Origin of the sequence: Sporosarcina cascadiensis, from assembly GCF_009650995.1 — a bacterium.
GTDB lineage: Bacteria > Bacillota > Bacilli > Bacillales_A > Planococcaceae > Sporosarcina > Sporosarcina cascadiensis.
In genome coordinates this window covers 91,941-114,864 of sequence record NZ_WHVV01000003.1, presented here as the reverse complement: position 1 = coordinate 114,864, position 22,924 = coordinate 91,941, and the positions used below count along the sequence as shown (strand labels likewise).

The 22,924-nt window shown below is 37.8% G+C and carries 21 protein-coding genes and 1 other RNA gene; 7 read left to right on the top strand and 15 right to left on the bottom strand.

What is annotated here, in order from left to right; all coding sequences use genetic code 11:
• Positions 1-119: 119 nt before the first annotated feature.
• Both GDZ68_RS04515 and GDZ68_RS04510 read right to left on the bottom strand, forming a co-directional pair.
• A complete protein-coding gene (locus GDZ68_RS04515; protein ID WP_153721074.1) occupies positions 120-1,007 on the bottom strand; it encodes a hypothetical protein in 888 nt (295 codons plus the stop codon).
• A 24-nt stretch (positions 1,008-1,031) separates the two neighbouring features.
• Complete coding sequence (locus GDZ68_RS04510) at positions 1,032-2,669, bottom strand: DUF2075 domain-containing protein (protein WP_153721073.1); 1,638 nt, start codon at positions 2,667-2,669, stop codon at positions 1,032-1,034.
• Between the two features lie 1,049 nt (positions 2,670-3,718).
• On the opposite strand from GDZ68_RS04510, the gene GDZ68_RS04505 reads away from it, so the two are divergent.
• Positions 3,719-4,456, top strand: a complete 738-nt coding sequence (locus tag GDZ68_RS04505) for a Fic family protein (RefSeq protein WP_228551009.1) — start codon at positions 3,719-3,721, stop codon at positions 4,454-4,456.
• Between the two features lie 33 nt (positions 4,457-4,489).
• Positions 4,490-4,729 carry a hypothetical protein gene (locus GDZ68_RS04500; RefSeq protein ID WP_153721072.1) on the top strand — a complete coding sequence of 80 codons (240 nt, stop codon included), beginning with the start codon at positions 4,490-4,492 and terminating at the stop codon, positions 4,727-4,729.
• A 662-nt stretch (positions 4,730-5,391) separates the two neighbouring features.
• On the opposite strand, the gene GDZ68_RS18185 is transcribed toward GDZ68_RS04500, so the two are convergent.
• From GDZ68_RS18185 to GDZ68_RS04480, 4 genes are read right to left on the bottom strand one after another with little or no spacing between them, the layout of a single operon-like run.
• Complete coding sequence (locus GDZ68_RS18185; RefSeq protein ID WP_228551008.1) at positions 5,392-6,150, bottom strand: DUF6339 family protein; 759 nt, start codon at positions 6,148-6,150, stop codon at positions 5,392-5,394.
• Positions 6,151-6,153: 3 nt separating this feature from the next.
• A complete protein-coding gene (locus GDZ68_RS04490) occupies positions 6,154-6,999 on the bottom strand; it encodes a hypothetical protein (RefSeq protein WP_153721071.1) in 846 nt (281 codons plus the stop codon).
• Positions 6,989-8,875 carry a hypothetical protein gene (locus GDZ68_RS04485; RefSeq protein ID WP_194841055.1) on the bottom strand — a complete coding sequence of 629 codons (1,887 nt, stop codon included), beginning with the start codon at positions 8,873-8,875 and terminating at the stop codon, positions 6,989-6,991. The genes GDZ68_RS04490 and GDZ68_RS04485 overlap by 11 nt, the downstream gene beginning before the upstream one ends.
• A gap of 32 nt (positions 8,876-8,907) precedes the next feature.
• Entirely contained in the window at positions 8,908-9,138 is a 231-nt protein-coding gene (locus GDZ68_RS04480; RefSeq protein WP_153721070.1) for a eukaryotic translation initiation factor 6, read from the bottom strand.
• A 943-nt stretch (positions 9,139-10,081) separates the two neighbouring features.
• On the opposite strand from GDZ68_RS04480, the gene GDZ68_RS04475 reads away from it, so the two are divergent.
• Positions 10,082-10,228 carry a hypothetical protein gene (locus GDZ68_RS04475; protein WP_153721069.1) on the top strand — a complete coding sequence of 49 codons (147 nt, stop codon included), beginning with the start codon at positions 10,082-10,084 and terminating at the stop codon, positions 10,226-10,228.
• Between the two features lie 491 nt (positions 10,229-10,719).
• A complete protein-coding gene (locus GDZ68_RS04470) occupies positions 10,720-11,694 on the top strand; it encodes an Abi family protein (protein ID WP_153721068.1) in 975 nt (324 codons plus the stop codon).
• Between the two features lie 161 nt (positions 11,695-11,855).
• Here GDZ68_RS04470 and GDZ68_RS04465 read toward each other — a convergent pair whose 3' ends face one another.
• Positions 11,856-12,011: a YgjP-like metallopeptidase domain-containing protein gene (locus GDZ68_RS04465; RefSeq protein ID WP_153721067.1), complete on the bottom strand. Its 156-nt coding sequence runs from the start codon at positions 12,009-12,011 to the stop codon at positions 11,856-11,858.
• Between the two features lie 138 nt (positions 12,012-12,149).
• Positions 12,150-12,968, bottom strand: a complete 819-nt coding sequence (locus GDZ68_RS04460; RefSeq protein ID WP_153721066.1) for a hypothetical protein — start codon at positions 12,966-12,968, stop codon at positions 12,150-12,152.
• Positions 12,969-14,414: 1,446 nt separating this feature from the next.
• On the opposite strand from GDZ68_RS04460, the gene GDZ68_RS04455 reads away from it, so the two are divergent.
• A complete protein-coding gene (locus GDZ68_RS04455) occupies positions 14,415-15,023 on the top strand; it encodes a DUF1643 domain-containing protein (RefSeq protein ID WP_153721065.1) in 609 nt (202 codons plus the stop codon).
• 674 nt (positions 15,024-15,697) lie between these two features.
• Here GDZ68_RS04455 and GDZ68_RS04450 read toward each other — a convergent pair.
• From GDZ68_RS04450 to GDZ68_RS04430, 5 genes are all read right to left on the bottom strand, one after another.
• Positions 15,698-15,868, bottom strand: a complete 171-nt coding sequence (locus GDZ68_RS04450; protein ID WP_153721064.1) for a hypothetical protein — start codon at positions 15,866-15,868, stop codon at positions 15,698-15,700.
• Positions 15,852-17,381 (bottom strand): hypothetical protein, encoded by a 1,530-nt coding sequence (locus GDZ68_RS04445; protein ID WP_153721063.1) that lies wholly within the window; start codon positions 17,379-17,381, stop codon positions 15,852-15,854. Before GDZ68_RS04445 ends, GDZ68_RS04450 begins: the two co-directional genes overlap by 17 nt.
• 187 nt (positions 17,382-17,568) lie before the next feature.
• The gene (locus GDZ68_RS04440) at positions 17,569-18,696 is read right to left on the bottom strand and encodes a hypothetical protein (RefSeq protein WP_153721062.1); all 1,128 of its coding nucleotides are present in this window, start codon (positions 18,694-18,696) and stop codon (positions 17,569-17,571) included.
• A gap of 22 nt (positions 18,697-18,718) precedes the next feature.
• Positions 18,719-19,042 carry a helix-turn-helix domain-containing protein gene (locus tag GDZ68_RS04435; RefSeq protein ID WP_194841054.1) on the bottom strand — a complete coding sequence of 108 codons (324 nt, stop codon included), beginning with the start codon at positions 19,040-19,042 and terminating at the stop codon, positions 18,719-18,721.
• A gap of 261 nt (positions 19,043-19,303) precedes the next feature.
• On the bottom strand, positions 19,304-19,741 hold the full coding sequence (locus GDZ68_RS04430; protein WP_153721060.1) for a helix-turn-helix domain-containing protein: 438 nt from the start codon (positions 19,739-19,741) through the stop codon (positions 19,304-19,306).
• A 485-nt stretch (positions 19,742-20,226) separates the two neighbouring features.
• On the opposite strand from GDZ68_RS04430, the gene GDZ68_RS04425 reads away from it, so the two are divergent.
• Together GDZ68_RS04425 and GDZ68_RS04420 are read left to right on the top strand one after the other, a co-directional pair.
• Positions 20,227-20,496, top strand: a complete 270-nt coding sequence (locus GDZ68_RS04425) for a DNA-binding protein (RefSeq protein ID WP_228551007.1) — start codon at positions 20,227-20,229, stop codon at positions 20,494-20,496.
• 122 nt (positions 20,497-20,618) lie between these two features.
• On the top strand, positions 20,619-21,791 hold the full coding sequence (locus tag GDZ68_RS04420; RefSeq protein WP_153721059.1) for a site-specific integrase: 1,173 nt from the start codon (positions 20,619-20,621) through the stop codon (positions 21,789-21,791).
• 138 nt (positions 21,792-21,929) lie between these two features.
• On the opposite strand, the gene ssrA is transcribed toward GDZ68_RS04420, so the two are convergent.
• Together ssrA and smpB are read right to left on the bottom strand one after the other, a co-directional pair.
• Positions 21,930-22,290, bottom strand: a transfer-messenger RNA (tmRNA) gene (ssrA, locus tag GDZ68_RS04415).
• A gap of 93 nt (positions 22,291-22,383) precedes the next feature.
• Complete coding sequence (smpB, locus tag GDZ68_RS04410) at positions 22,384-22,851, bottom strand: SsrA-binding protein SmpB (protein ID WP_153721058.1); 468 nt, start codon at positions 22,849-22,851, stop codon at positions 22,384-22,386.
• Between the last annotated feature and the right edge of the window lie 73 nt (positions 22,852-22,924).

The window sequence follows — 22,924 nt, the reverse complement described above, 5'->3', positions numbered from 1 at the left end:
GATACGCATGTATTGCATTTCTTTTGGGTACCAGATCCCTATACAATTCTGAATTGTTCTTGAGATATGAGAAGACCGCAGTGTCAGATTAAAAGATATATGCTTATTTTTACCGTAATTCAGCTACTATCCTGCTCTTCCTCAAAATTCCTTCTCACAAACTGAACAGCGAGGCTAGACATATCTATATTATTCACTTTAAAATCTGACCCGTGATAAATTACTAATTCTGGTACTTCTACGACTGATTTCTTCCGAATGTCACCTATACCGGTAAATTGGACATTTCCTGTTTCTTTCATTAGGCGCTCTATGGTCCAAAATTTATTTAAATAGCTGGAATTCAGTCTTTCCGCTATAAATGCCTCTTCGAAAACTACTTTTATGCTCTGATTATTGTGTTCTACTACTAATTCTGCGACTTCACCTATCTTTCTAACACTAACTACATTTCCCATCACTAAGCGAATTTCCCCTATATCCTTTAGCGTTATTTCATCGACAAGACGTTTCCAGATATAAGTCCGAGGTTTCAAAAGCTGATGGTCATATTCTTCTCCATCAAATAAAACCATTTGCATACCAGTCACACTTTTTTTAGATCTTGTAATAACTCTTTCTCTACTTCTTGGTTTCGAATCTGTATTACTGGACTGTGCCGCCCTTTCTTCCTCACTTAAATTCATTATTCTAAAAGCTTCTTGTAATGCTTTTTGCTTTCTACTATAAGGTATTTCAACGTTTATAGTTTCTGTTGTATTAACACCTGTATTCAGCGCAATTCTATCAAAACGGAAAATACATTCATTTGAATGCTCGTCCATTCTCCAAGTTCTAAAATGTGCTTTTTTTCCTCTACTATAACTAATCCTTGCTTTGCAATTCTCTGAAGGACAATATAATTTGCCCTTTAGTTGGTCCTCGTAAATAAATGATGTGATATCTCTAAGGATGAGTTCTTTCTTAATACCATCGTCAGCAACATAAACAGCGCTTAGTATTCTCAAATTAGTCACTCCTTGCTTTTACTATCACTCAATCAATTCCTGATACTCCAACAACTTCTCCCGCAGCGCTCTATCGTAGGCATAAATATAAAGCCCCTTAATCCCCCGCTTCATAAGAACATTCATTGAATTTAAAACGATCTGCTCTTTTGCCTTATTCAAATCCTCAATGCCATCCGCTCCCGTATAAGCTCCCTTGTCCTTGTATTTGCTGGTATCAATAATAATTTCGTCTCTCAGTTCATCGTATTGAACCGATGGCCCCAATACGACGCCTACATAGTTCAAATCAAAACCCTGTACCGTGTAAATGGAACCCGCCTCATTAATTGTTTCTGCTTTTTCAGCCCAGGTGAATTTAGTACTGGTAGTATTCCATGGCATCTTATATTCACCATTGGATTCCTTTACGTAGTAAGTTTTGCCGTCTTTCTTATGCAGGTAATCAAAAGTGGAAACAATGCGGCTTAAGCCAAACTTTTCGTTTTTCTCTATTATTTCTTTATGCATTTCCTCCAATGTCTCGAACAACTTTAACTCGTATCCTTCATCTTTCGGAACCGGCGTTAGTCTCTTACGTTTAAAATTATTAATCCAATCAATTACCCTGTCATTTGCTTGCATACGGAATTGATTGGTTAGTAAATATTCTTCATGGCAGTTGCTACGCTTTTTCAGCTTTTCCAGCATGGCTGCTCCCCACAGACTTTTCAATTTCAAGACTTGATCCTGGTCATAAATGATGACAACTACTTTAGCGAGTTTAAGTAACTCCTCTAACTGATTTTCACCATGAAAATTGTTATATGTATCTTGTTTCGTCAAAAGTAAATGTGCTTCGTCTACAAATATAATGTCTGCTTTCTTATCCTCTTTTTGCAATTTGTTGATCAAGGGAGTCGGTTTCGCAAAATTTTTGGCTTTAAGATGCTTAACACGTTTAGCTATACCTTTATATGTCTTAAACATTTCTTCATGATTCACGACTAAGTAATTTTCTGTTCCATAAAATTCAGAGGATTTCTCCGTTGTACGTTCTTGAACAGTGTTGAAAATTGAACTTAACACCACACTTTTCCCGACACCCGCTTCACCTTCAACAACTAATAAATTACCGTATTCTGCTGATTTCGTATGCAGTTGTGCGCTGCAGAATTCAAGCACTTTATCCTTTAAATCTATCTGTTCCAGCGTTAACTCCTTATAAGGTGATAATTTAAAAATGTCTTTATTTTCAATTGTATGTAGGTTGTTATTAACCAGCTGGCGTTCATGTAATTTCCGCCAAAGTTCTTGAAAAATGTACTGATCATAGTGCGGTTTATTATAGTAGTTATGAGTGAAATTGCTTGCTGTTTTACTTTTGTTTTGAAGAGTATACTTTTCATCACCCAAAAAGTAGTTGATTAATTTCGTTTCTAAATGAAATGTAGCAGAGCGATTGAATTCTTCATGTTTAATTAAATTTACCTCGTCAACATTTTTCCTGTCTTTAATATGCGTTTTGATTCGGGTTTTAAAGTTAACAGTCTCGCCTATATACGCTTCTCTTTTACCATTTAAAATATAGATTACTGGATAGTTCAAAAAGTCTTGTTTACTGTCGATTTGATTTATGGCGTTTTGCTGAAATGGCCAGGATAAAATTTCTATGGAAGACATTCGTTCACCCGCTTTGTAATAATCTAATTACAATTATAACAATCATTGGAAAATAACGAAACTATTATCACAGTATATAAATTATATTTAGATAAATTCCGATCTTCTTCGCATCAATTACACAAGCCAATTTATACTGTTAGATTGAACTGTTACTATATATTTGTTTCGTACAGCTTAAACACTCTTGTATGGATTTACTTGCAATGACTGCCGTATTTCAGAATAGCATTCGTCTCATAGACATATCGTCGCGGTGTAACCCGACATATTATTCTTTAATGCTCTTAAGTTCTTTAAGTAATGGTTTGCTCATATTGAACAGTCCTGACTGCTCATTATGAACAGCTGCAGTTGGTCATAATGGCAAAGATGCTGATCAAAAGTTGCTGACAATTCTTTTTTTGCAGCAGGCAAGCAGACAGCAGAACGCACTTCTTATATGCTATATAGGAGAATTTAGCAAATAGGATACAGGAGGGGTCTAAAGTTTCTGCGGGTATACTGTGTATCCTTTTTCGACTCACTGTCTATATAGGAGAAAAGGGAGTGACAACGCGGAAGATTCAGTTAAGGTACCAGTTCCCGATATAGTTTTGAATTGTTCCTGATTTGTGTGAGGACCTGGTACCTTAACCAAAAAGTTCAGGAATTTCATATGTCATTAATATGAGTGCCCCATTCTAACTTTGCTGATTTAACCTATACCATTATTCAGAAAATTATTCCAGTAAAGAATATCCCTACATATTGATCAAATGAATAAGTCGTACATCAATTATGGCTTATAGTAAGGCTGTTCTAAAGTGTTTTAGATATTGACGGCATCGACTGGGATCATCAATTTCGAGGGTTTGCTAGCTATATGGAGATACAGTTAGATGACTACGCTTTGACTACGTTCTATTGATACTCAACCTTTGGACGTGGGTTCGACTCCCGCCGTCTCTATTATCTGATTACAGGTGAAATAGCACGAAGTTAAGAGGTATTGAACAAGAGAAAGCTCTTGGACAATACCTCTTATTTCATTAGGGAGGGGAAGGACTTTGAAAGAGAAAATGGATAGGCTGACGTTATTAAAAGGTAAAGTTGATAAGAAACGGCCGCTTTCTACAGAAATCATTCGAGAACTTCAAGAGGATTTTTTAATAAAAAGTACGTATCATTCCAATGCGATTGAGGGAAATACATTAACGATTTATGAAACCAAGGCAGTGCTGGAGGAGGGCATCACTATAGCCGGAAAATCAATGAGAGAACATTTGGAAGTGCTGAATCATAAAGAGGCAATCCTGATCGCTGAGGAAATAGTGAAAAATGATGCTCCCTTCTCTGAAATAATGATTAAAGAATTGCATGGTATTGTGTTGAACAATATAGACAGAGCAAATGCAGGGAAATACCGTGATCGAAATGTGATCATTTCCGGTGCATCTCATACGCCGCCGTATGCAGTCGTGGTGCCTCAGTTGATGTCTGACTTGATCAGCTGGTATAGAGTAGCCGAGGATTTGCATCCAGTAGAAAGAGCGGCGATTTTGCACAGTAAGTTTATCAATATCCATCCTTTTACAGAAGGGAATGGCAGGACAGCTCGTTTACTTTTAAAGTTGGAGCTTGTCCGGTCTGGTTATTTGCCGGTGATTATAGAAACTGAACGTTGTTTTGATTATTATGATGTGTTGGATCAGGCTGCTGTAAGCATGTATTACGATGCTTTTATGGAATTTGTTGCAGATTGTGAAGAGAAGGAATTGGAGCGGTATTTGAGGGTTATTGGCTAGAGAATAGAGGTCGTAATCCAGGAGGACAATAAAATGGAATATTCTTTTCTATATGCAAGGAGAACTGGTGTTAAAGCAACAGCTATTTTACCGATGTCAAAGAAAGAAGCTATTGGTGTGATGAAGTCAAACCGTGGAATTGATTTTCAGCTGGGTGTTTTAGGCGGAGGCGATTTAGAGACTGTCACTAGAGTTTATGGGGAGTTTGCTCCATATAAAAAAGTGGGCAGCGTGCAAGAATTGTTTGAGCAGATGGACTATACGAGAACCTAGTACCTTTCGCTAATTGCAATGCAGCCACCGTATCATCCTTTTCTAATATTTGTTTAGGAAATAGAGAATGGTACCGGGTCCCCAAACAAATCAAATTCAATTCAGAATTGTTCTCTAATTGTATGAGGACCTGGTACCTAAAATAATGAAATTAGATGTTAAAGACCAAAAAAAACTTTGATTACAAGAATTCTCGCATTGATTGAAACTGTTTGAAACCATATTTTTTTACAACATGGAGACGGCGGGAGTCGAACCACCATTCTACTAGAATGGCTCCATACCAGCGCCCACGTCGCTTTATTGTATGTTTTGAGAATCGCTAACATCGTCTTTAGCTTCGGTTTGATTAAAATGCCTATTCGGAGGCAAGGATTTATGTCGTAAGACTAATAGTTTTAATAGGACCTACTTTTACTTTTTAACATATAGGGTATAATAAGAGCAGAAGTATCAGAATATAAATAAGTAGCCACTACAGCGATCGGGAAGTTGAGGTACGGCTATGCTTAGTTAACGTTTTTTACGTTGCTTTATCTTAAGGCCGCCCTGACTGCCAAGTCTACGAGGGCGGTTTTTGCTTTTAAAAGAGATGTCTTCATCTTTGAAAATACAAAATAAACAATGAAAAAGCTAGAGAGTAGTAACTCACCAGCCCCTATTTAAACAGCAACAGGCTGTAGCTCAAATACCTTACAAATTCGAGACTCGATCATCGCTGCTACCTCATCCTCATCTAGCATATCTAAAATCATTGCGCCGCCAACAATATTCAAATAGCGACCCGCCTCTACAAAGTGAGCTCGCTTCATCTCAAAACCCTCATCATTCAACTTCTTCAAAGCGCGTAGAACGCCCTTTGTAATCGTACGATTTCCCGTGAAATTACTTGAAAAGAAGTAAACACTACGCCCTGAAAACTCGCGCGCACAGAAAAATTCCGTTAACCAGTATGGATTCTTAGGATTGCTTTCATCATAGGTCATGTAGCCAACCCACCATAGACGAGCCAACACATGCACAAAAAGAGAGCGCTTCGCACCATTCACAAAATACAGTGCCGACTTCAGTCTTTTTTCATTTTTCTTATCTAAATCATCCTTTAAACGGAAGTTGAAGTAATCACGCATCTGCAAGTGGGCAAACCCTACCCACAAACGTTCCTGCGTAGCCTGCGAAACCGTTAAATGCTTGAGCGCCTCGTACATCGCCTTTATATTTTCAAAATCACTTACCGAAAAGTCAGGATTGAAGCTAAAATTTGGATGTACATATTCAATTTTCGAATCGAGTACGACACCTTCCTGCGCAAAGTATGATTTAAACCAATCCTCATTACGCGAAAGATAATGCACTTTATAAATAGCATGTTTGGCAAGTAAATCCTGTAGGGCATTCTCTGTTACATATTGAATCTTCATGCGTTAGTCCTCCTGTGCTAGAAATTTCTCTATCTCTTTAAATGAAGCAACCAGTGGATTTCTGAGCACCAATTGGGCTGCTTCTATGACAGGCATTTGATCATTTAATACACGCTCAAAGGGTACATGATTATTTTCGAAGATTTGCACCAACACCTGATACCAACGATTATCCTCGTAGGTACTTGGCTCGACCTTAATAGTATGGAACACATCTATTAAGGCAGGTAAAATAAGCATAGATAAAATCGTATCCTTTAATCTACTCTCTCCATATTCAGCATATTGCTTATACAATCGCTCAGGTAGTAACACTAAAATTTGATTGGTGCCTAATTCAATGCCGATATATTCACGATTGCCAGCACGTCGAACCGTCACGATAGAAGGTAAACTTTGCTCCTCTACGGCTTCCTCATGAAGAACGATTTCCACGGCACTTCCGGATGCAAGCATATTCCCCTTATCATAGGTAATAGGAACGCCTATATAGAAGCTGTTCCAGTCAGCATTCGTATAGTCAACAATGCGCTCATTCGCTAGGATAAACGTATGGACGTCTATTCTCCCACGTAGCTGATGCTCATCAATTTTAATTGTTAATGTTTGCAAATCACTTTTAACCAACCTACGGAGGCTTGTCTGCGGACATTCGATATGTAAAGCGAAGATGGCTTTACCCTGATTAATCAAATCCTGTAGACTTGCATTATTAAGTGCAAATTCAACCTCTAGTACAAGCTGGCCAAATGATTTTTTTGAGATCAACTGTACATCGAATGACGAATTAACATAACTGTCATTTCCCTTTGATAGTACTGGATAAGGTAGGGCAGGATTAAATTTCATATAGCATCACCTCTAACGCGCAGTACTCATCATAGCCAATTTGAACATCTATAATAATATCTTTTTTACCGGCCTTATTTGTGAATCGAACGATATTTTCGCGGATAGAAATATCCTCGATTTGAGCTGATGAAACAGAGGAAATTGGTAGCTTTACCTCACTTTGCTCACCAGAAACATGGAACTCAAACTTCCCTCGTGAAAACTTCTTATTTGGTGAAACATTTACACGATAAACACCTTTTGCTTTATCTGTGCATAGGTAGCGAATTATTGTTTCAATCGGCTTATTTTTCTCCTTTTTTTCCTTTTGATTACCATCATGACCAGAGCCAGCTCCGCCCTTTCCCCCGCCTCCACTATGTTTGCCACCGTTATTATTTGGATCATCACCCTCGCCGTCCTCGTCACCAATCCCTGTATTGATTAGCAATCCGTTGACATCATCCTTCTCATTCGTGCTTGGCTTTGGTTTAACCTTTTCCTTTGTTTTTTGCTTTACATCCTTGATTTTGATTGTGAGGGATTCTTTTTGCTCTTGTCCTTGCCCGCTTGCAATCTCATCCGGTAGGAAATCACTCAGGCCAATAGCATCCATCGAATCCGTTTCCTCTGTTTGGAATTTCTCGTGGACTGTATCACGAACAAATTTGAATAATTCCTTCATCGCCTTCTCAGCAGCTTTTGGATCAGCCTCGTAACGATTCGTTTCCCATTTTGTATGCGCAGGATTTTCAAGTTCCTTGAATACCTGGTTCATCTTTTCTCCAGTAATCATCAGAATCCCCGTGAACGAAATGCTAGCGCTAATACGGCCGCGCTCGAACAAACGCATCCCCGTCTTACGTGTTATGAGGACACGACGGTTTAACTCGTCACCTGTTGTTAAAAATAGAGTTGCTTCTCCCACTTTAAATGTACCGAGTGTTTTATACTTACGCTCCGGCGACTGCACAACCACCGTATCCTCGGAAACTAGTAGCTGATAGTAATTCTTCAGAGCACGGAAATCCTCTGTATCATCAAGCTCCAGAATCAGTTCACCTAAATTTTCATGGTTCACTTCAAGTTCCTCAATACGTACAACAAGCTTTTTCAGATGAATTGTAATAAAGAAGTTCATTAAAATGGAGTGTAATAATCGCTCTTTCCATGGCTCATTCGTATTGAAGGCCGAAATATAAATATCTGTTCCCGGCTCTGTTCGAACAAAGTATGGATCTAAGCCCAGTAATCCTGTAATAGCGCGTGAGTTCTCATCACCCGTAAAATATCCTACACCTGTCGTAATTTTGGAATCCTTTTCAAAGGACATGATGTTCGCAACACCAATATGAGAAGCTACTTCATGAATATCTAAAGAATCATAGAATAGCGTACGCAGCTTCGAATTTGCTGCTGGTGCAGATTTTCCAATACCGAAGCTTCCCCCTGAACTATCGCCTTTATTCGAAGAGCCAGCCTCACGAATAAGTGAGCTCCAAGGTGTCCCGAGTTCCGTCGAGTTGGCACCCTCTAACCCTTTGGTATTGAAATCACTAATACGCAAGAAATTAATCGAAGGTTGCGATAAAATATCTTTCGCCTGCTCAATGAACTTTTCACATTTAACGTTATGGCCCTTCCAAGTAGCCTCACAGTTATCGAAAACTCTCAGGAATTCCTGATGATTCGGAAAGGCAGTCTTCGAAAGTTGAAAGCTACTGAATTCAACAATGACTGGCTTGGTTTCATCATGCTGTGCATCTACCGAGTTTTGTAGTGCCTCTCTTCCAACAGAATTCAATTCATCGCCACGGAAGGTTTCGATTCCTGCGTTGTTAATTGAATTCACTTGCCCACCAGCAACCGCTGGGAAATTCCAATATCCCGCCATATTCATGCCTCCACATCATTAATTTACTTTTGTTATTTGAATTTAAATGTAGACTCCTTTTCTCTATGACTCTCGCTAAATTTAGTTCGCAAGATCTTCAACTCTTCCTCTAGCTTCGACAAAATTTGCTTCACGTGCTCATCTGTATAATCATAGTTATTTCGATTCGACAGATTTCCAATCAGCCGCATTTTTTTTAGAGTTTCTGTTACTCGCTTCTCGGCAAGTTCTTCAAATTTCTCACGCTTTTTGTTTTCAGGCATAGTATACCTCCATCTCTCATTATTCAAAATATATATTCATTATTATATAGACTGAATTTCATAATCGCAAGATATATAATTATTTTATATACACAAAATTTAAATGTTAACTACAAAAAGCTTATTTAGCGATAAATATGTATACCTTAGTTTAAAATAAGAAAAACCGGGCATAAACCGCCCGGTTCTTTTTAGTTCAACACTTATCCGATAGTCTGTACTCTATTCCTTGTATTTCTCTGTAGTACTCTGGATATATTTATCCGCCAAGACTCATCTGAAAACATAGGGCGAGTGTCTGATAGCTATGCTGGCCTGTTGCTCCCTTGATTCGTTCAGGGTACACCATCAGCGTCATTTTGAATTACTTGCAAGGCGTTAGGGATTGAACCAGCAGCCTCTTAAATTTATGGACTTCAATTGCCTGTTCTTTCGTCCGATGTTGTTTACCCTTTAGCTCCATTATCCGCTTCGCGGCACCATCATAAGTGTAGTAGTCACCCATCTTGATATGACGCTCATGTTGTGCTTTTTATAACAGAAAGTGCAATTTCCTCTCTAACAAGCCAAACAATTCATTATGGTTAATATCGTACTTCGCTAGTAGGTATGTAACCCGTTCATTTGAGTGGTGCAAAACACAAAATAAAGCACGAAACAGGTCGCCAATTCGCATATGAATTAGGGTCTTTAAAATGACTGTACATCAACATTTACATACAAATAACACGAGAAAAAAACATTTTTTTATGTACAGGTAACTCATGCCGTAGCCAAATGGCTGAATGAGTCCGCTATTGGCGCCGCGTATGTAGGCGTTTTTTCTGCATTCGTTATGTATTTTGTTTATCGTTACAACAAAAGTTATCGTAAAGAAAAACACGCAATCAAATCGGGCTGTTACAGCATTCATTTAACTTAACAAGAAGTAAAAGAGATTTGGTTGGCACAGCTAGGTCAAGCAGATAGTATTTTTCACCTTCATCATGAAGACCAAAACCCATTCGGAACAATCGCTGAAATCGGTTATGCTACAGCGATAACTAAAGACATTATTTTTTCATTTCTAGATGTAGCAACTAAAGAATAATATAATCAGTTTGGGGAAAGTTCTTAATCTCTCCATTTATACAAACTTAAAACCTAGTGAGGCACTAAAAAAACACTATAGTAGTATTTAGCATACAACTTACATTAGGCGTGCGTGGGACTCGAAATCCTACGTCTATTTTCAATTCATATCCATGAAAACCTCTTGATTTAAACTAATTCCATTGCTTTCAGTAGTAATTAAATTGATAATAACGATAGTGAGTTTAACTTCAGGAGGTCCACCGTGACACAATTAAGATTACAGCAACTCGAATCGCATCTATGGAAATCAGCTGACATTCTACGTGGTTAAGTCAATTCGGTTTCATAAGAAGAATGACTTTAAGCGTGACTTATCCTCAAAAGTGTTGTTACAGCTTGTGCAACGTGTTATGAATATACAAGTTGGGATGCTGACAGGATACTTTATGTCGTTGGCGGAGAGACAGTATAAATAAATTCCTTATATATATATTGGAGGTGCAGCGATTGACTAGAGGTAAATCAATGAATGCATTGATGAAACATTTAAGAAACAAACACAGCATTGAAATTAGTGGTAGTCGAAATAAAAGAGATCTAATGAACATGGGTTATTTTCATGGATTTAAAGGCTATCGTTTTATAGGTCAACCAAATAATATTATACCTCTTAAAGATTTCGATGAACTTGTTGCTATTTATAAGTTTGATGCCCAACTCAAGGGGTTACTATATCCACATATTATGTTTACAGAGACCGCATTAAAGAATTATACCTTAAATACACTTATAGCCAACAATTCTGCCGATTTCGAACATATTTTCACACACATGTTAATTGATTATAAGGCAGAAAATGTGGGAAATAGTAAGTACAGAGATAAAATGAAGAAACGCCTGGAGCTAAAGAATAAAATTTTATCTGGTATCGCTTATAATTATGCTGATGGGAAAGACGTGATTAAGCATTACCTACATAATAATAAACAAGTTCCCCTTTGGGCAATCTTCGAAGTGATTAATATGGGAGAATTTGGGTTCCCTTTACAATGTCTGGACCTATCCAATAGAATAAGAATTGCCGAAGATTTAGGTATTCATACCACTTCACATAATCAAAATGGCCGTATACCGGAGGATATCATCTTTCTAATAAAAGAACTTAGAAATGCAGTTGCACATAATGGAGTAGTGTTTGATTGTCGTTTTAAAAAGACTAATCCACCTAGTAGGTTGACGGAATATCTACAAAGCGAGACGACAATTAACAATATTGCGTTTAATAATATTATCGATTATTTTATAATCATGATTGTTTTACTAAAAAAATTAAATGTATCTAAGAAAGAAATGCGAAAAATATTAAAAGACCTTGAAGCATATTCTGAAAACCTTAGGACTTTAATTCCTGTCCCCATTCATACAACGATTATGGGATCTGATTTCAGAAGAAAAATGCAAAATTTGAGAGACTATATATGATTTAATTTTCTACTTGTGGGTATAGATAAATACATGTTACAATATACTTAACTAATTGCGGTGCACTGCTTCGGCTTGCACTTAAGGGAACTAGATGCGTCTAGTTCTCTTTTAAATTTAAAGGGATTCCACGTGTTAATTAGCGTAGGATCCCTTTTTCATTAGATATTCAGTTTACGACCATTCAAACGTAGACATTCCTTTTGTTTTTCATACTCTGGATACAACATCTCTAATGTATCCCAAAAGGCTTGTGAATGGTCCAAATGTTTTAAATGTGCTAACTCATGAGTAATGACATAATCAACTGTTGACATTGGTCGCTAAAAAAATCCGCCAATTTAAAAGTACTTCTCCATTTACTGTACAGCTTCCCTAACGTTGTTGCGCAAATGACTGTCACTCATATTTTCAAATTTATGAGACGGATTTGCAAGGAATTTTACGAACTGCCTTTATCCGTTCTCTATTCGCTGTACTGAGTTCTGCATCATATCCATCTCCATCAACCGGGAGAGCATGTCGTCTATATTGTTCAGTAGCTTTTCGACAGTGCCGTTTAATTCATCAAAGGAATACTCAGGTTTCCCCCTAAATCCATAACTATATTGCGATTGTAGAAATTTTCGCTCATGCTTTGATAATTCTCTTCTTTGAAACGGAACGGTTAACTCGTCAATCCCTACGAAGTATCTGTGCGTTGATGTATGCCTAAAGAGTGTTAAAATATCCTTTTCCTCCTGTGTAACCTGCAGATAAGCATGGGATAATATCATGTCTAGCTCTTTGATTTCTTCATAAGATAGCCATCCGGCTTTTGCTTTACGGGCCGTCAAGGATGACGTAAGAGTTTTAAAATAGACACCCCTTACGTTTGAAATCAACTCACGCTGAGATAACTCATTTATCATTATGGCCACATAGTCTAACAGAGATACAATTCTGGGTATGATACTTCTGAAATAGTAGTTTTTCACTTCATACTTCCAATAATTGCTCCATTCAATTTCTCCTTCTTCTATTAGTTCTTTTTCTATTGTATAGGCAGCTTGAGAATAATAGTGTGTTTTTACTAGTTCGCGAAAGGCTTCAAAAATTGAGTAGAGATGGCTTTGACTCAGCATATCTTTCACAGGAGCGAAACCATCCATAGACACTTCATACTCCAATGTCTTAAACGGAGAATTGAGCATCATCACATTGTATTCTCTAAACCATTTCAGTAAAAAAGGTTGCATCTTCTCTAGGTCTTCATTTAATAATTTTTCATCCACTTGCTCCACCCCCAACAACATTGTAGCATAGGGGAACAGTACGGCTGGATGAGACGCTGACATCATTGGTCATCATCATAACGTGCACTGAATCATGTGTTTTACTTTTTGCTTTGTTTTATCTGCAAAAGACGGAATCCTATTTCCGAATGTTTTCATAACCGGTGATGCTATTCCACATTTCCCCTTCTCCTTTTACAATTTGAAAAATCTATTAGGATAGCAAAATTGATAAAATTTGCTGACGGTAATTAGTCTTATTATTTATTTTATTGTTAGAAATAAAGAGCCCCGGGGGGACCATTCTATATATCTGATCATTCTATTAACTATGGGAAATAAATTCCCATTATAAACTTAGTTCAAGGTAAAGAACACCTTAATCGGGTAGGAGGGGGGAGTGGCTATCCCTCGACCTTCTCACACTACGGTACGTGTCGGTCAGTATACGGTCTCTCAAAATCCCCTGAAGGTGATCCATTTTCAGGGATTCCAAGTGTTTCAAGATATGCTTCCGTAGGTTTTGTACGGTCATTTCATCTACACCATGACTACCTTTATTGCGTTCCACTCGTTTTATAGCAGAGTGTAGGTTTTTACGCGACAGTAATCTCTCCATCAACATTGGTTACACCTTTTCACGGACAATACTTCTTCTTATGCCAGCTCTGCTCCGCCATCTTGAGTCCCTCATGGAATTTCTCCTTCAAGCATGCATTTACGGTTATCTGTGTTCTTCACAGGTTACTGAATTCTAAGATGTCGTTCTCTCTAATGTTCAACCCTTCCCTCCACCTATCTGTTTGCTACTATTTCTATTTGCTCCTCTGAATCTTTCTGGTACACTGTCAGCATCATTTTGGATTGCTCTCAATGCATTAGGAATAGCACGCAGCTTCTTCATATGCGTAATATCCATCCTACTCATTATCTATTTGTGGTGATACCAAAATACTTAGACCTATTTTCTTTTCGTAATCCCACATCTTTACCCAAGGATAAGTTATATCAGGAAGGATGAATGTTCTAATTTCTAATAGTTTAATTTTACTCCTATCACATTGACAACCATGCAATTTGGGTTGCCGGATGAATGTTCACTTCTCTTCCAGTGTCATTGAAAAACTTAAATTCCTTCACATTCACCAATGTGTTTAATAGGGTGCTGTAAAATCATGTATAATCTTATAGAGAAGAATCTTTTTAGAAACTTAGGTGACAAGACATGTGTAACCTTTCCACATGACTGTTTTAATACTACGGCAGTTTGAGTCACATTTATGGAAGTCAGCTGATATTATTCGTGGAACAGTGAGTTCCATTTCGTGTAAAATTATATGAACTGTTTTAGCAGGATAAAGTGGAACATGCGCAACTAAAAAAGGAGTTAATACAAAAACCTTTAACAGGGGAAATTCGTATAACATTTTAAAAAGGGGAGATTTCATGTGGATTGATGATATTGCAACTAAACATGGTTTAGCCGTTCAAGTAGCAGCATATAACGGAATTGCAGGAGTTGCTGTATTTAATCAGGTAAACACCGAACGCTACGTGCTAGAAAAACGTTGGCAAAGAGGTGAGCGTATTTTTGTAGCTTTTATGATGAATCCCAGTAAAGCAGCACATAATGCAACGGACCCAACAGTAGACCAGATGCTTACTTTAGCACAGACTCACGAATGTGATGCACTGCATGTAATTAATGTATCTAGTATTATTACAGGAAACAGTAACGCACTAAACGCCTCACACTTTCAACACAATACAGTTAATTGGGATTTTATTGAGGAAGTTGTCAAGAATGCAGAGATTGTGTTTATTAGTTGGGGTATTAAAGGACAGCAGGGCATTAATCAATGCATTGCATATTTGCCTGCTGTACGGCAAGTATTTGTGGCCATTCAAGAAAAGTTATTTGCTTATGATGTATTAGTAGCAGTTAATGAACAAATAGATTATGTGCCGCACCCTAGACCTATAGGAGCATTCAATCGCTATGTAAATACGCCGATTCGAAGGATAACTGCAACCGAATTTCAACGATTATTTTAAGTTGAGCTGGTAAACAGATATTTCTTTTTAAATCATATTATTAACTTTTACATATGGGAGGTGTTGGTATGTCACAAATTGAAACTTACCCTATCGCTTTCCTGCACTTTTAATCAGTATATAAAATCAATCATTCTATCAAATGAACTACACAGTGTCACCTCCATAAAGTTCATGTATAAACCAAAATTCACAAAAAACTTCTGGGGCTACCTAGAGTTACTATAAAGCATGTGTTATAAGTATTTTAGCCCCAGGGGTGTCATTTTAGGATTTAGTTCATTAAGTAGCTTAGACTGCTAGGAAGAAAGATGATTTCAGATCCTTCCAGAAGAAGTACAGGATTAATGCTATTTTGTGATAGTTGAAGGTGTATATAATCATTAATGGATTTTTGCAATTGACTAACACTAAGCTTGTTATGTTGCGTTGCGTTGAAAATTGCCTAGAAACTTTCTCACGGCCTTCGGCAATGCACACTGATACCGCCAATTTGGATTAGACCGATTGTGTAATGAAATAATTAACGATCTCCTTCTATTGTAATATATCCATTCACAAGAACTACTGCCATAACGATTTTCTCTTCTCTCCCTAAGGACAGCCTCTGAAGCCCTCTGCACCTCTTCAAGCCTCTTGTTCGTATTCTGAAATCTTCCTTGACTAAAGAAAACTCAAACCACCATGACAACATCCATAAACTTTGAATCATCTTTTATCATCTTCAGCAAGTCAACAACCTCTTGTTTTTGTTCCGTTGACAGCTCGTCCCCTTCTTGAAGTTCTTCTATTTCCAAGAAAGAGAAGAGTGCTTGGATGTTTAACGTCTTATTTATAAATTGCATTATATAACTTTTTAATTCTTTTTGTTGAGTGTTTAGTTTTACCAATAGCTAAATAAAATTCTGGATCTATTGGTGGAGATATGTCTAACTCAAATATTGCCTTTCTTATAATGTTCTCTCGAGAATAAATGATGTTAGTAGCTAATTCAATTAAGTAAGGATCACCATTTAATCCTTTGGAAATAGCCTTTGGGCTTGCTTGGACATAGTCTCTAAGAAAGGAATCGTTTAGGTTCTTGTGGTTTTCAATATAAAAAGTTGCATGTTTTGGTAAGTTTTCATCAAAATGTCTTCTTAATAACTCTTCATTTTTCTTAAAGATATTTGCCGCCCATTCTATTTGTTTTTCGGATCCTTCGAATGATAAATTGTTTTCTCGTAAAATCGTCAAAGATCTTTGGAGGTTATATTGAGATTGGTTAATTCTATCTTGAGCAGGTTCATTTTTATAGCATTCTTTACAACTTTCATGAAACTTTTCTTTCTTTAATAAATGGAAACTGTGTATGCTTCCTAAGTCGAATTCAAAATGCATAGAGTGCCCACAAGGTCGTAGAATAGTAACTTCAACATTGTTACCAATTGTAAATTCTACATCTGGATTATCTTGAACTAGTTCTTCTAAACAATAATCGAAGTATCTATGCTTGGCTAGATTGAAATCATTAAGGATTATATAATTGCCATCAGTAAGAAGTTCAAGCATATCATCATGTTTATCTATAATTTCCTTATATTGCTTATATTTATATGGACTTAGTGATTGTTTCATACTGAAGCTGATTGGATTTAACTTACTCTTAGCAAATTCATATAATTCGTCTTTACACATTTCGATGTATCCAAATTCAATAGCGGGCATAAAAAGACTTTTACAAGTTTCATAGCTAATTTTCCACCCTAGTTCTTCACCCCGTAGTAAATAGCCATTAAAAGAAAATGGTAAAAGAACTTTGTCTTCATAAAGACAATAATTTGATCCGTTAGCTAATATAGTGTTAAACAAGTATTGTAAGAACGGGTAGATATCTCCATAGCAAGTGTGGTCATTGATTGAAATAATATGTTGCTTAAGGTGTTTAATGATTTTTAATTCTTCATCAGTAATTAAGACTTCAATACCGATTATTTCACCTAAATTAATTAAGATTTGTTGTCCAATTTTGTCTTCCAATAATTCAATTGTTGAAAATATGTTTTGGCCGATTTCCAAATTAAGGATTCCATCAAATGCTGTGAAATTTCCTTTTAATTGATCATTATGAGTTCTATAGTATAATTCAACAAAATCAATTCTTGGAAGCAATTGACTACAATTGGAACAGTTTTCTCTAGGGAATTTTAAACCTCTAACAGTCATATCTAATTTACCAATTGAAACACCACACTCACAAATACTTGATCCACTTGTTAAAAAATCACATAGTAGCCTACTATTTAATTCTTTCCAAAAAGATAAAAGCGGCATTGAGCTTAGGCATTTTTGTTCCGATTTCCAATGTATATTATCCAAAGTACAACTCTCCTACTGTTTACTTGAAATTAAAAGATTTTTTCGATCCTTTTATAATTTGAAAAACAAATAGACCAACAAAAATATAAAAATTTACTGGAGGTACTTGGTCTATTATAGATGTAATCAAATGAAAGAAAGAGCCCTGGGGTAGTCAGTGCCCTACCTCTGGGCTTTGTATATGAAATTAAGCGACAAATAGTTTTACTGAAGTATTCAACAAAAATGCAACCCCACAGTCACTTGGCAATAACACTGGATTGATTCCTTCCTTGCACAGATGCTCCCTAATAAACTCGTTAAACCTGTCCTTAAGTATTTCATAGCTACGGTCTCCATCTGCTCCTCTGAATTGTTCTGGTACACTGTCTGCATCATTTTGGATTGCTCGCAATGCATTAGGAACAGAACCAGCAGCTTCAATAAATCTCAGGACTTCAAGCGCCTTTTCCTTCGTTCGTTCTTGTTTCCCTTCCATTTCTTTTATCCGCTTCGCGGCTTCACGATATGTGTAATAGTCACCTACCTTAATGTGACGTTTATGATGTGCTTTTAAGACCGTAATTGCAATATCTTCTCTACACAATCCAAACAAGTCCCCATGATCTATATCGTACTTCTTATTTAAGTATCTCAAGTCTAAGCATTGGTACTCGAATCGATACAAGTCTTTTGCTTTCTCTTTCAAGGATGCAGAACTATTCGTCTTAGAAAGCTGATCCTCTTTATTATAGGCATTAATTCGAGAACTCTTACACTCATTGTAGGTGCTTCCTGGCTTCTGTAGACCTTTATATCGATATGGAACTGGCCCTTTGCTTTCAAGTATCGTATACAGTTCCACATGCGGTGTATAGAACTGCAATGCATAATCAACACGACTCAAGCGCCACTTACGATTTGTTAATGAGAAGTGAGAATGAATAGATTCAAGGGATTCATTTAATAGCTGCTGTAAAGCCCTCACGTTCTCCTGACTGCACTGAAACAGCCCAATGCTTGCCGCACCTTCTAACAGTTCCGCAGGATTAATCTCAACAGCTATACAAAACTTCTCACTGTTCTTTAACCTTTTAATATTGATTGCTCTCACCCCAGGCTGTCCCAGCGGATCAGGGAGTTTACAAAAGTTGTTCTTGAACCTAACTTCCTTCCCTAACCCATGACTCAATAGATTAACCACAGAGTGACCAGTTATTAATGCTATCTCAAATGTATCAATCACATCTCCCCAACCCTCTCTGATTTTCCCGGCGCCTTTCACGCTTCTTTTAAAGTTACCCGTCGAAAAGTTGTTTTTTAACATCAATTGCAAAGTTTTTTTATCCTTTTTACAATTACGTTAAACAAACAGCTTCTAACGATTGTATTAACGCTAAATACTGCTCTTTTCCCTCACTGTCCAAACGATCCAATAAGATTCGAAGTTCCGTTACACGATCTCCCACATCAGTAATCAATTCGCTCTCCTCGATAAAGTAAGTAAGTGGTTGCTCCAGTACCGTAGCAATCTTCAAAAAATGCCGCACCTTCAACTGAGTTTTCCCACTTTCCATTCGCCAGTAAGCATGTGTATCAATCCCAGTTCGTCTAGCAATCTCTTCTACACTGTAGCCCTTCAAGCAACGGGCTGCTTTAAGTTTATAGTGATTAAACTGCATAATGATTCCCCTCCTCATAAAATATCTTCAAAGAATTATTACGCATGTTCTAACGCTATTAACATGACAACCTATTGCAATTTCCACTAAATTTTGGCTAAAACTACTAGATTACCTATGCATTCTTGGTTAATGTACATAGGCTTTACGAGTTAGCTTCTACTTTGGTACAAGCCCAGTAGCCACAAGGCCCCTATTTAAGTGGGTTTTCGTCCCGTAGTTAAAAGCTTGATTTCATCGTGTTTCCGCCGTTTTTGCTAATCAGATAATATTTCGAGGGTTAAACCTAGTAGTAATCGTTTTTTGCTTACTCCGGATCCCTCCTGCAGAATCGGAATCAACATAATTGACATTGCCACTTCTTTTTTTTGTGTCTTTCGTTAAAACTTTTTCTCTCACATTATTTAACACATAGTGCCCCGGTATGCTGTAATGTTTCATCATTTCATACAAATCGGTATACAATTTCCCTAGCCCTTCGAGCAAGTCTTGATGTTCAATGATATGTTCGTAGAAACGTGACAATATATGTGCATCTCTGACACAGTCACCATTTTCTAACCTTGCTAGTCTTGCACTACTTATGTTCATACGACGAGCAAGTTCTGCCCTACTCATATGACGACTTTCTCGTAATTTCTTTAGACGGGTTCCCTCAACTATCCATTCAACTTCTCTTTCATCAATGAATTTCTCCATTTTTGTTCCTCCCTATCGACTTTTGTATAAAAAAATAGCCCACTGCTAACCGAAAATCGACAGATGAATCCCTTTTGTATAAAAGTAGGATTCATCTTCAATTTTTGGCGTTAGCAACGCGCTTATCTGTAAGTGTCTTTATAGAGCTTTTTATCCGTCGCAACAGTCAATGTTGCCTATGTGTAATTCCAAGATACAATACCATCATTTATTTTGCAACATTTTTATTTTCATTTGACAATTCACCCAATTATGTTTTAAGATAGGAGCTATCGAAGGGTCCTTAACATTCACAGACTCTTCAACCACACTAAAGATAACCGCGCAACCAAAGATAGCGCATAATTGCATAAAAGAAAACGCTGGGAACTAAATCCTTGCGCTCTCTTTTGTGTTTTTATGAGGTATCTATTGGTTGCTTTTTTATTTCCACAATTCACCTTCCGATGAAAAAATTCAAAGAGAAAACATAGGAGCATGAGGAAATGCGTATCGAATTTGACATGCCGCAGGGGCTGGAGGAACAGCTACGGAATGTAGTGCTGACTACTGTAAAAGAAGCGATAAATCACCACAAGGAGCAACAGTCCAGCAAAGAATGGATGAGCCTAAAAGAAGGTGCTGCTTATGCAGGGGTTGCCCATAACACGTTCAGCAAGTTCAGAGAGATGGGCTTGAGGGTCTGTGAGATTGACGGAGTGAAGCGCGTGTCAAAAAAAGAGATTGATGGCTTCTTGGTAAGCAATAGTCATTAAGTAGATTTGGGGGCAAGAGTGAGAAATTGCAATTAATAACCAACCATGATATATGTTGATTGTCGGGTCCTGGTACTCGGCGCCCCAACCTTGCCTCCGAATAAGGAATGGGGGAGTAACTATTGGCGAAGAAAAAATCAAATACTATTGAACCCTACACACTGAAGAATGGTGAGAAGCGTTACCGTTTTAAAATTTATATCGGCATTGACCCACTGACCGGAAAAGAGCTGCGTACTACGCGTAGCAAGTTCAAAACCAAAAAAGAAGCAGAACTAGCGCTTGCAAGGATCAAACTGGAGATAGACAAAGGAACATTTCGCAAGAAGCAAGTGGAAACATATCAAGAGATTTATGACCTATGGGTCATACAATATGAAAAGACTGTTGAGGAAAGCTCATTTGTAAAAACGACTGGCCTTTTCAGAAATCATATACTGCCTGCAATGGGCGAATATAAGATTGAAAAGATTCATGTCGATGTATGTCAAAAGCATGTAGATGAATGGGCAGTGAAGTTAAAGAGGTTCCACATGGTAAAAGCGTATGCTGCAAAAGTGTTAGACTTTGCGATTAAACGTGGCTATATACAAACAAATCCATTTACACACGTAGATATGCCCACCGCTGCTTCCAAGAAAGCCACTGTAAACAGCGAAGAGGAATTGGAAAACTTCTATACTCGTGAGCAGCTAATCGAGTTCTTGTCATGCTTGGAAAAAGAGAATAACTACAAAGCGTATGTTTTCTTTCGATTATTGGCATTCAGTGGGATTCGTAAAGGTGAAGCGTTTGCTCTTACGTGGAATGACCTGAACTTCACAACAAATGAGATCCGGATCAACAAGGCTCTTTCTCGTGGTAAAGCTAGCAAGCTATATGTAAAGTCCACAAAAACCGGGATTGCCCGTACTATTAAAATGGAAGAAAAAACAATGGCTGTGTTAAAAGAGTGGAAGAAAAAGCAGAAACAAGATTATTTAGCACTAGGCTTTAATACGTTGAATCCAAAGCAACTTGTATTTAGCAATGAATACAACGAGTATATGCAGCCTACAAAAACTCGTAAATGGATTTTGCATGTACAGGATAAATACAAACTAGGCACAATCACAACACATGGTTTGCGTCATACACATTGTTCATTGTTATTTGAAGCAGGTGCTAATTTGAAAGAAGTGCAAGATCGTTTAGGACATAGTGACGTTAAAACAACGATGGATATTTATACGCACGTTTCGCAAAAGGCAAAAGAAGAAGCCATCAATAAGTTCGACAGCTTTATGAGCATCTGAACGTTGTTTTCCACCCGATGCTAACATCGGTTTTAACATCGGTTTGTTTCAATTGGGTGCGATTCAATGAAATAGACAAAAAGAAAAAGCCTTGTATAACAAGGCTTCTCACGTTGTTTGAAACTGTATGAATTTCATCTATGGAGACGGTGGGAGTCGAACCCACGTCCAAAGGCTCTGCTACTTCAGCGTCTACGCGTGTAGATTGACTACTTGGTTTCGCGCGGACATTCTGCCATCAATCAGGGCGTCCTGTGCGCTATTCCGGGAATCTCTTATGACAGCCTCAGAATGCAGATGTCATCGTAGCCCACTAATAAGTGAACCTTACGCCTCCACATGAGCGATGGAAACGAAAGGTAGATTCAACAGCTTACGCTGCGAATGCTAGGTTGTTGTTTGTTTTGCCAGTTATTATTAACTGTCGTTTCTGACGGAGACGATCCCTCCGACGCGCAACTCAAGCCCAGACCACCCCTGTCGAATCCGTAACGTCCCCGAAGGAAAGTCCGGAACCCGTGTTCATTCGTCACTTTCGAATGATGGGTCGTACTTGAAACTTCTTATAGTATACAATAAAACCGTCGCTGAATCAATCTTGCTGTCTGGATTTGAATGCACGCTGCATATCGCGCTTATGTTCTTTTTCTTTCAGGTCGTGCCGCTTGTCGTAAAGTTTCTTCCCTTTACCGACACCGATCAGTACTTTCGCAAAACCGTCTTTGACATACATTTTCAGCGGTATGATCGAATAGCCGTCTTGCTTGATCTGCCCTATCAGATTACTGATCTGTTTTTTATGCAGCAGCAGTTTGCGTGAACGAACTGGATCATGGTTATGGATATTTCCCTGTTCATACGGACTGATATGCATATTGGAAATCCATGCTTCATTATTTCGGATGAGCACGAATGCGTCACGCAGCTGTACTTTCCCTTTACGGACGGATTTGATCTCCGTACCTTTTAAGACAAGACCCGCCTCAATCGTCTCTTCGATTGCGTAATCATGATTCGCTTTCTTATTGATGGCGAGTACTTTGCCGGATCCTTTGGCCATGTTTCATTCCTCCCTATATTATCAATCTCGCAATAGCGTGATTGCATCCGGATCTAGCGTAAGCTGAATCCGG

Excerpts from the sequence above, each read along its gene's own strand:
- GDZ68_RS04480 (WP_153721070.1), bottom strand. The coding sequence starts at position 9,138 with ATGCCTGAAAACAAAAAGCGTGAGAAATTTGAAGAACTTGCCGAGAAG.
- GDZ68_RS18185 (WP_228551008.1), bottom strand. The coding sequence starts at position 6,150 with ATGAAGATTCAATATGTAACAGAGAATGCCCTACAGGATTTACTTGCC.
- GDZ68_RS04485 (WP_194841055.1), bottom strand. The coding sequence starts at position 8,875 with ATGGCGGGATATTGGAATTTCCCAGCGGTTGCTGGTGGGCAAGTGAAT.
- GDZ68_RS04455 (WP_153721065.1), top strand. The coding sequence starts at position 14,415 with ATGTGGATTGATGATATTGCAACTAAACATGGTTTAGCCGTTCAAGTA.
- GDZ68_RS04425 (WP_228551007.1), top strand. The coding sequence starts at position 20,227 with ATGCGTATCGAATTTGACATGCCGCAGGGGCTGGAGGAACAGCTACGG.
- GDZ68_RS04450 (WP_153721064.1), bottom strand. The coding sequence starts at position 15,868 with ATGCAATTTATAAATAAGACGTTAAACATCCAAGCACTCTTCTCTTTC.
- GDZ68_RS04465 (WP_153721067.1), bottom strand. The coding sequence starts at position 12,011 with ATGTCAACAGTTGATTATGTCATTACTCATGAGTTAGCACATTTAAAA.
- GDZ68_RS04510 (WP_153721073.1), bottom strand. The coding sequence starts at position 2,669 with ATGTCTTCCATAGAAATTTTATCCTGGCCATTTCAGCAAAACGCCATA.
- GDZ68_RS04490 (WP_153721071.1), bottom strand. The coding sequence starts at position 6,999 with ATGAAATTTAATCCTGCCCTACCTTATCCAGTACTATCAAAGGGAAAT.
- GDZ68_RS04435 (WP_194841054.1), bottom strand. The coding sequence starts at position 19,042 with ATGCAGTTTAATCACTATAAACTTAAAGCAGCCCGTTGCTTGAAGGGC.
- smpB (WP_153721058.1), bottom strand. The coding sequence starts at position 22,851 with ATGGCCAAAGGATCCGGCAAAGTACTCGCCATCAATAAGAAAGCGAAT.
- GDZ68_RS04500 (WP_153721072.1), top strand. The coding sequence starts at position 4,490 with ATGGAATATTCTTTTCTATATGCAAGGAGAACTGGTGTTAAAGCAACA.
- GDZ68_RS04430 (WP_153721060.1), bottom strand. The coding sequence starts at position 19,741 with ATGGAGAAATTCATTGATGAAAGAGAAGTTGAATGGATAGTTGAGGGA.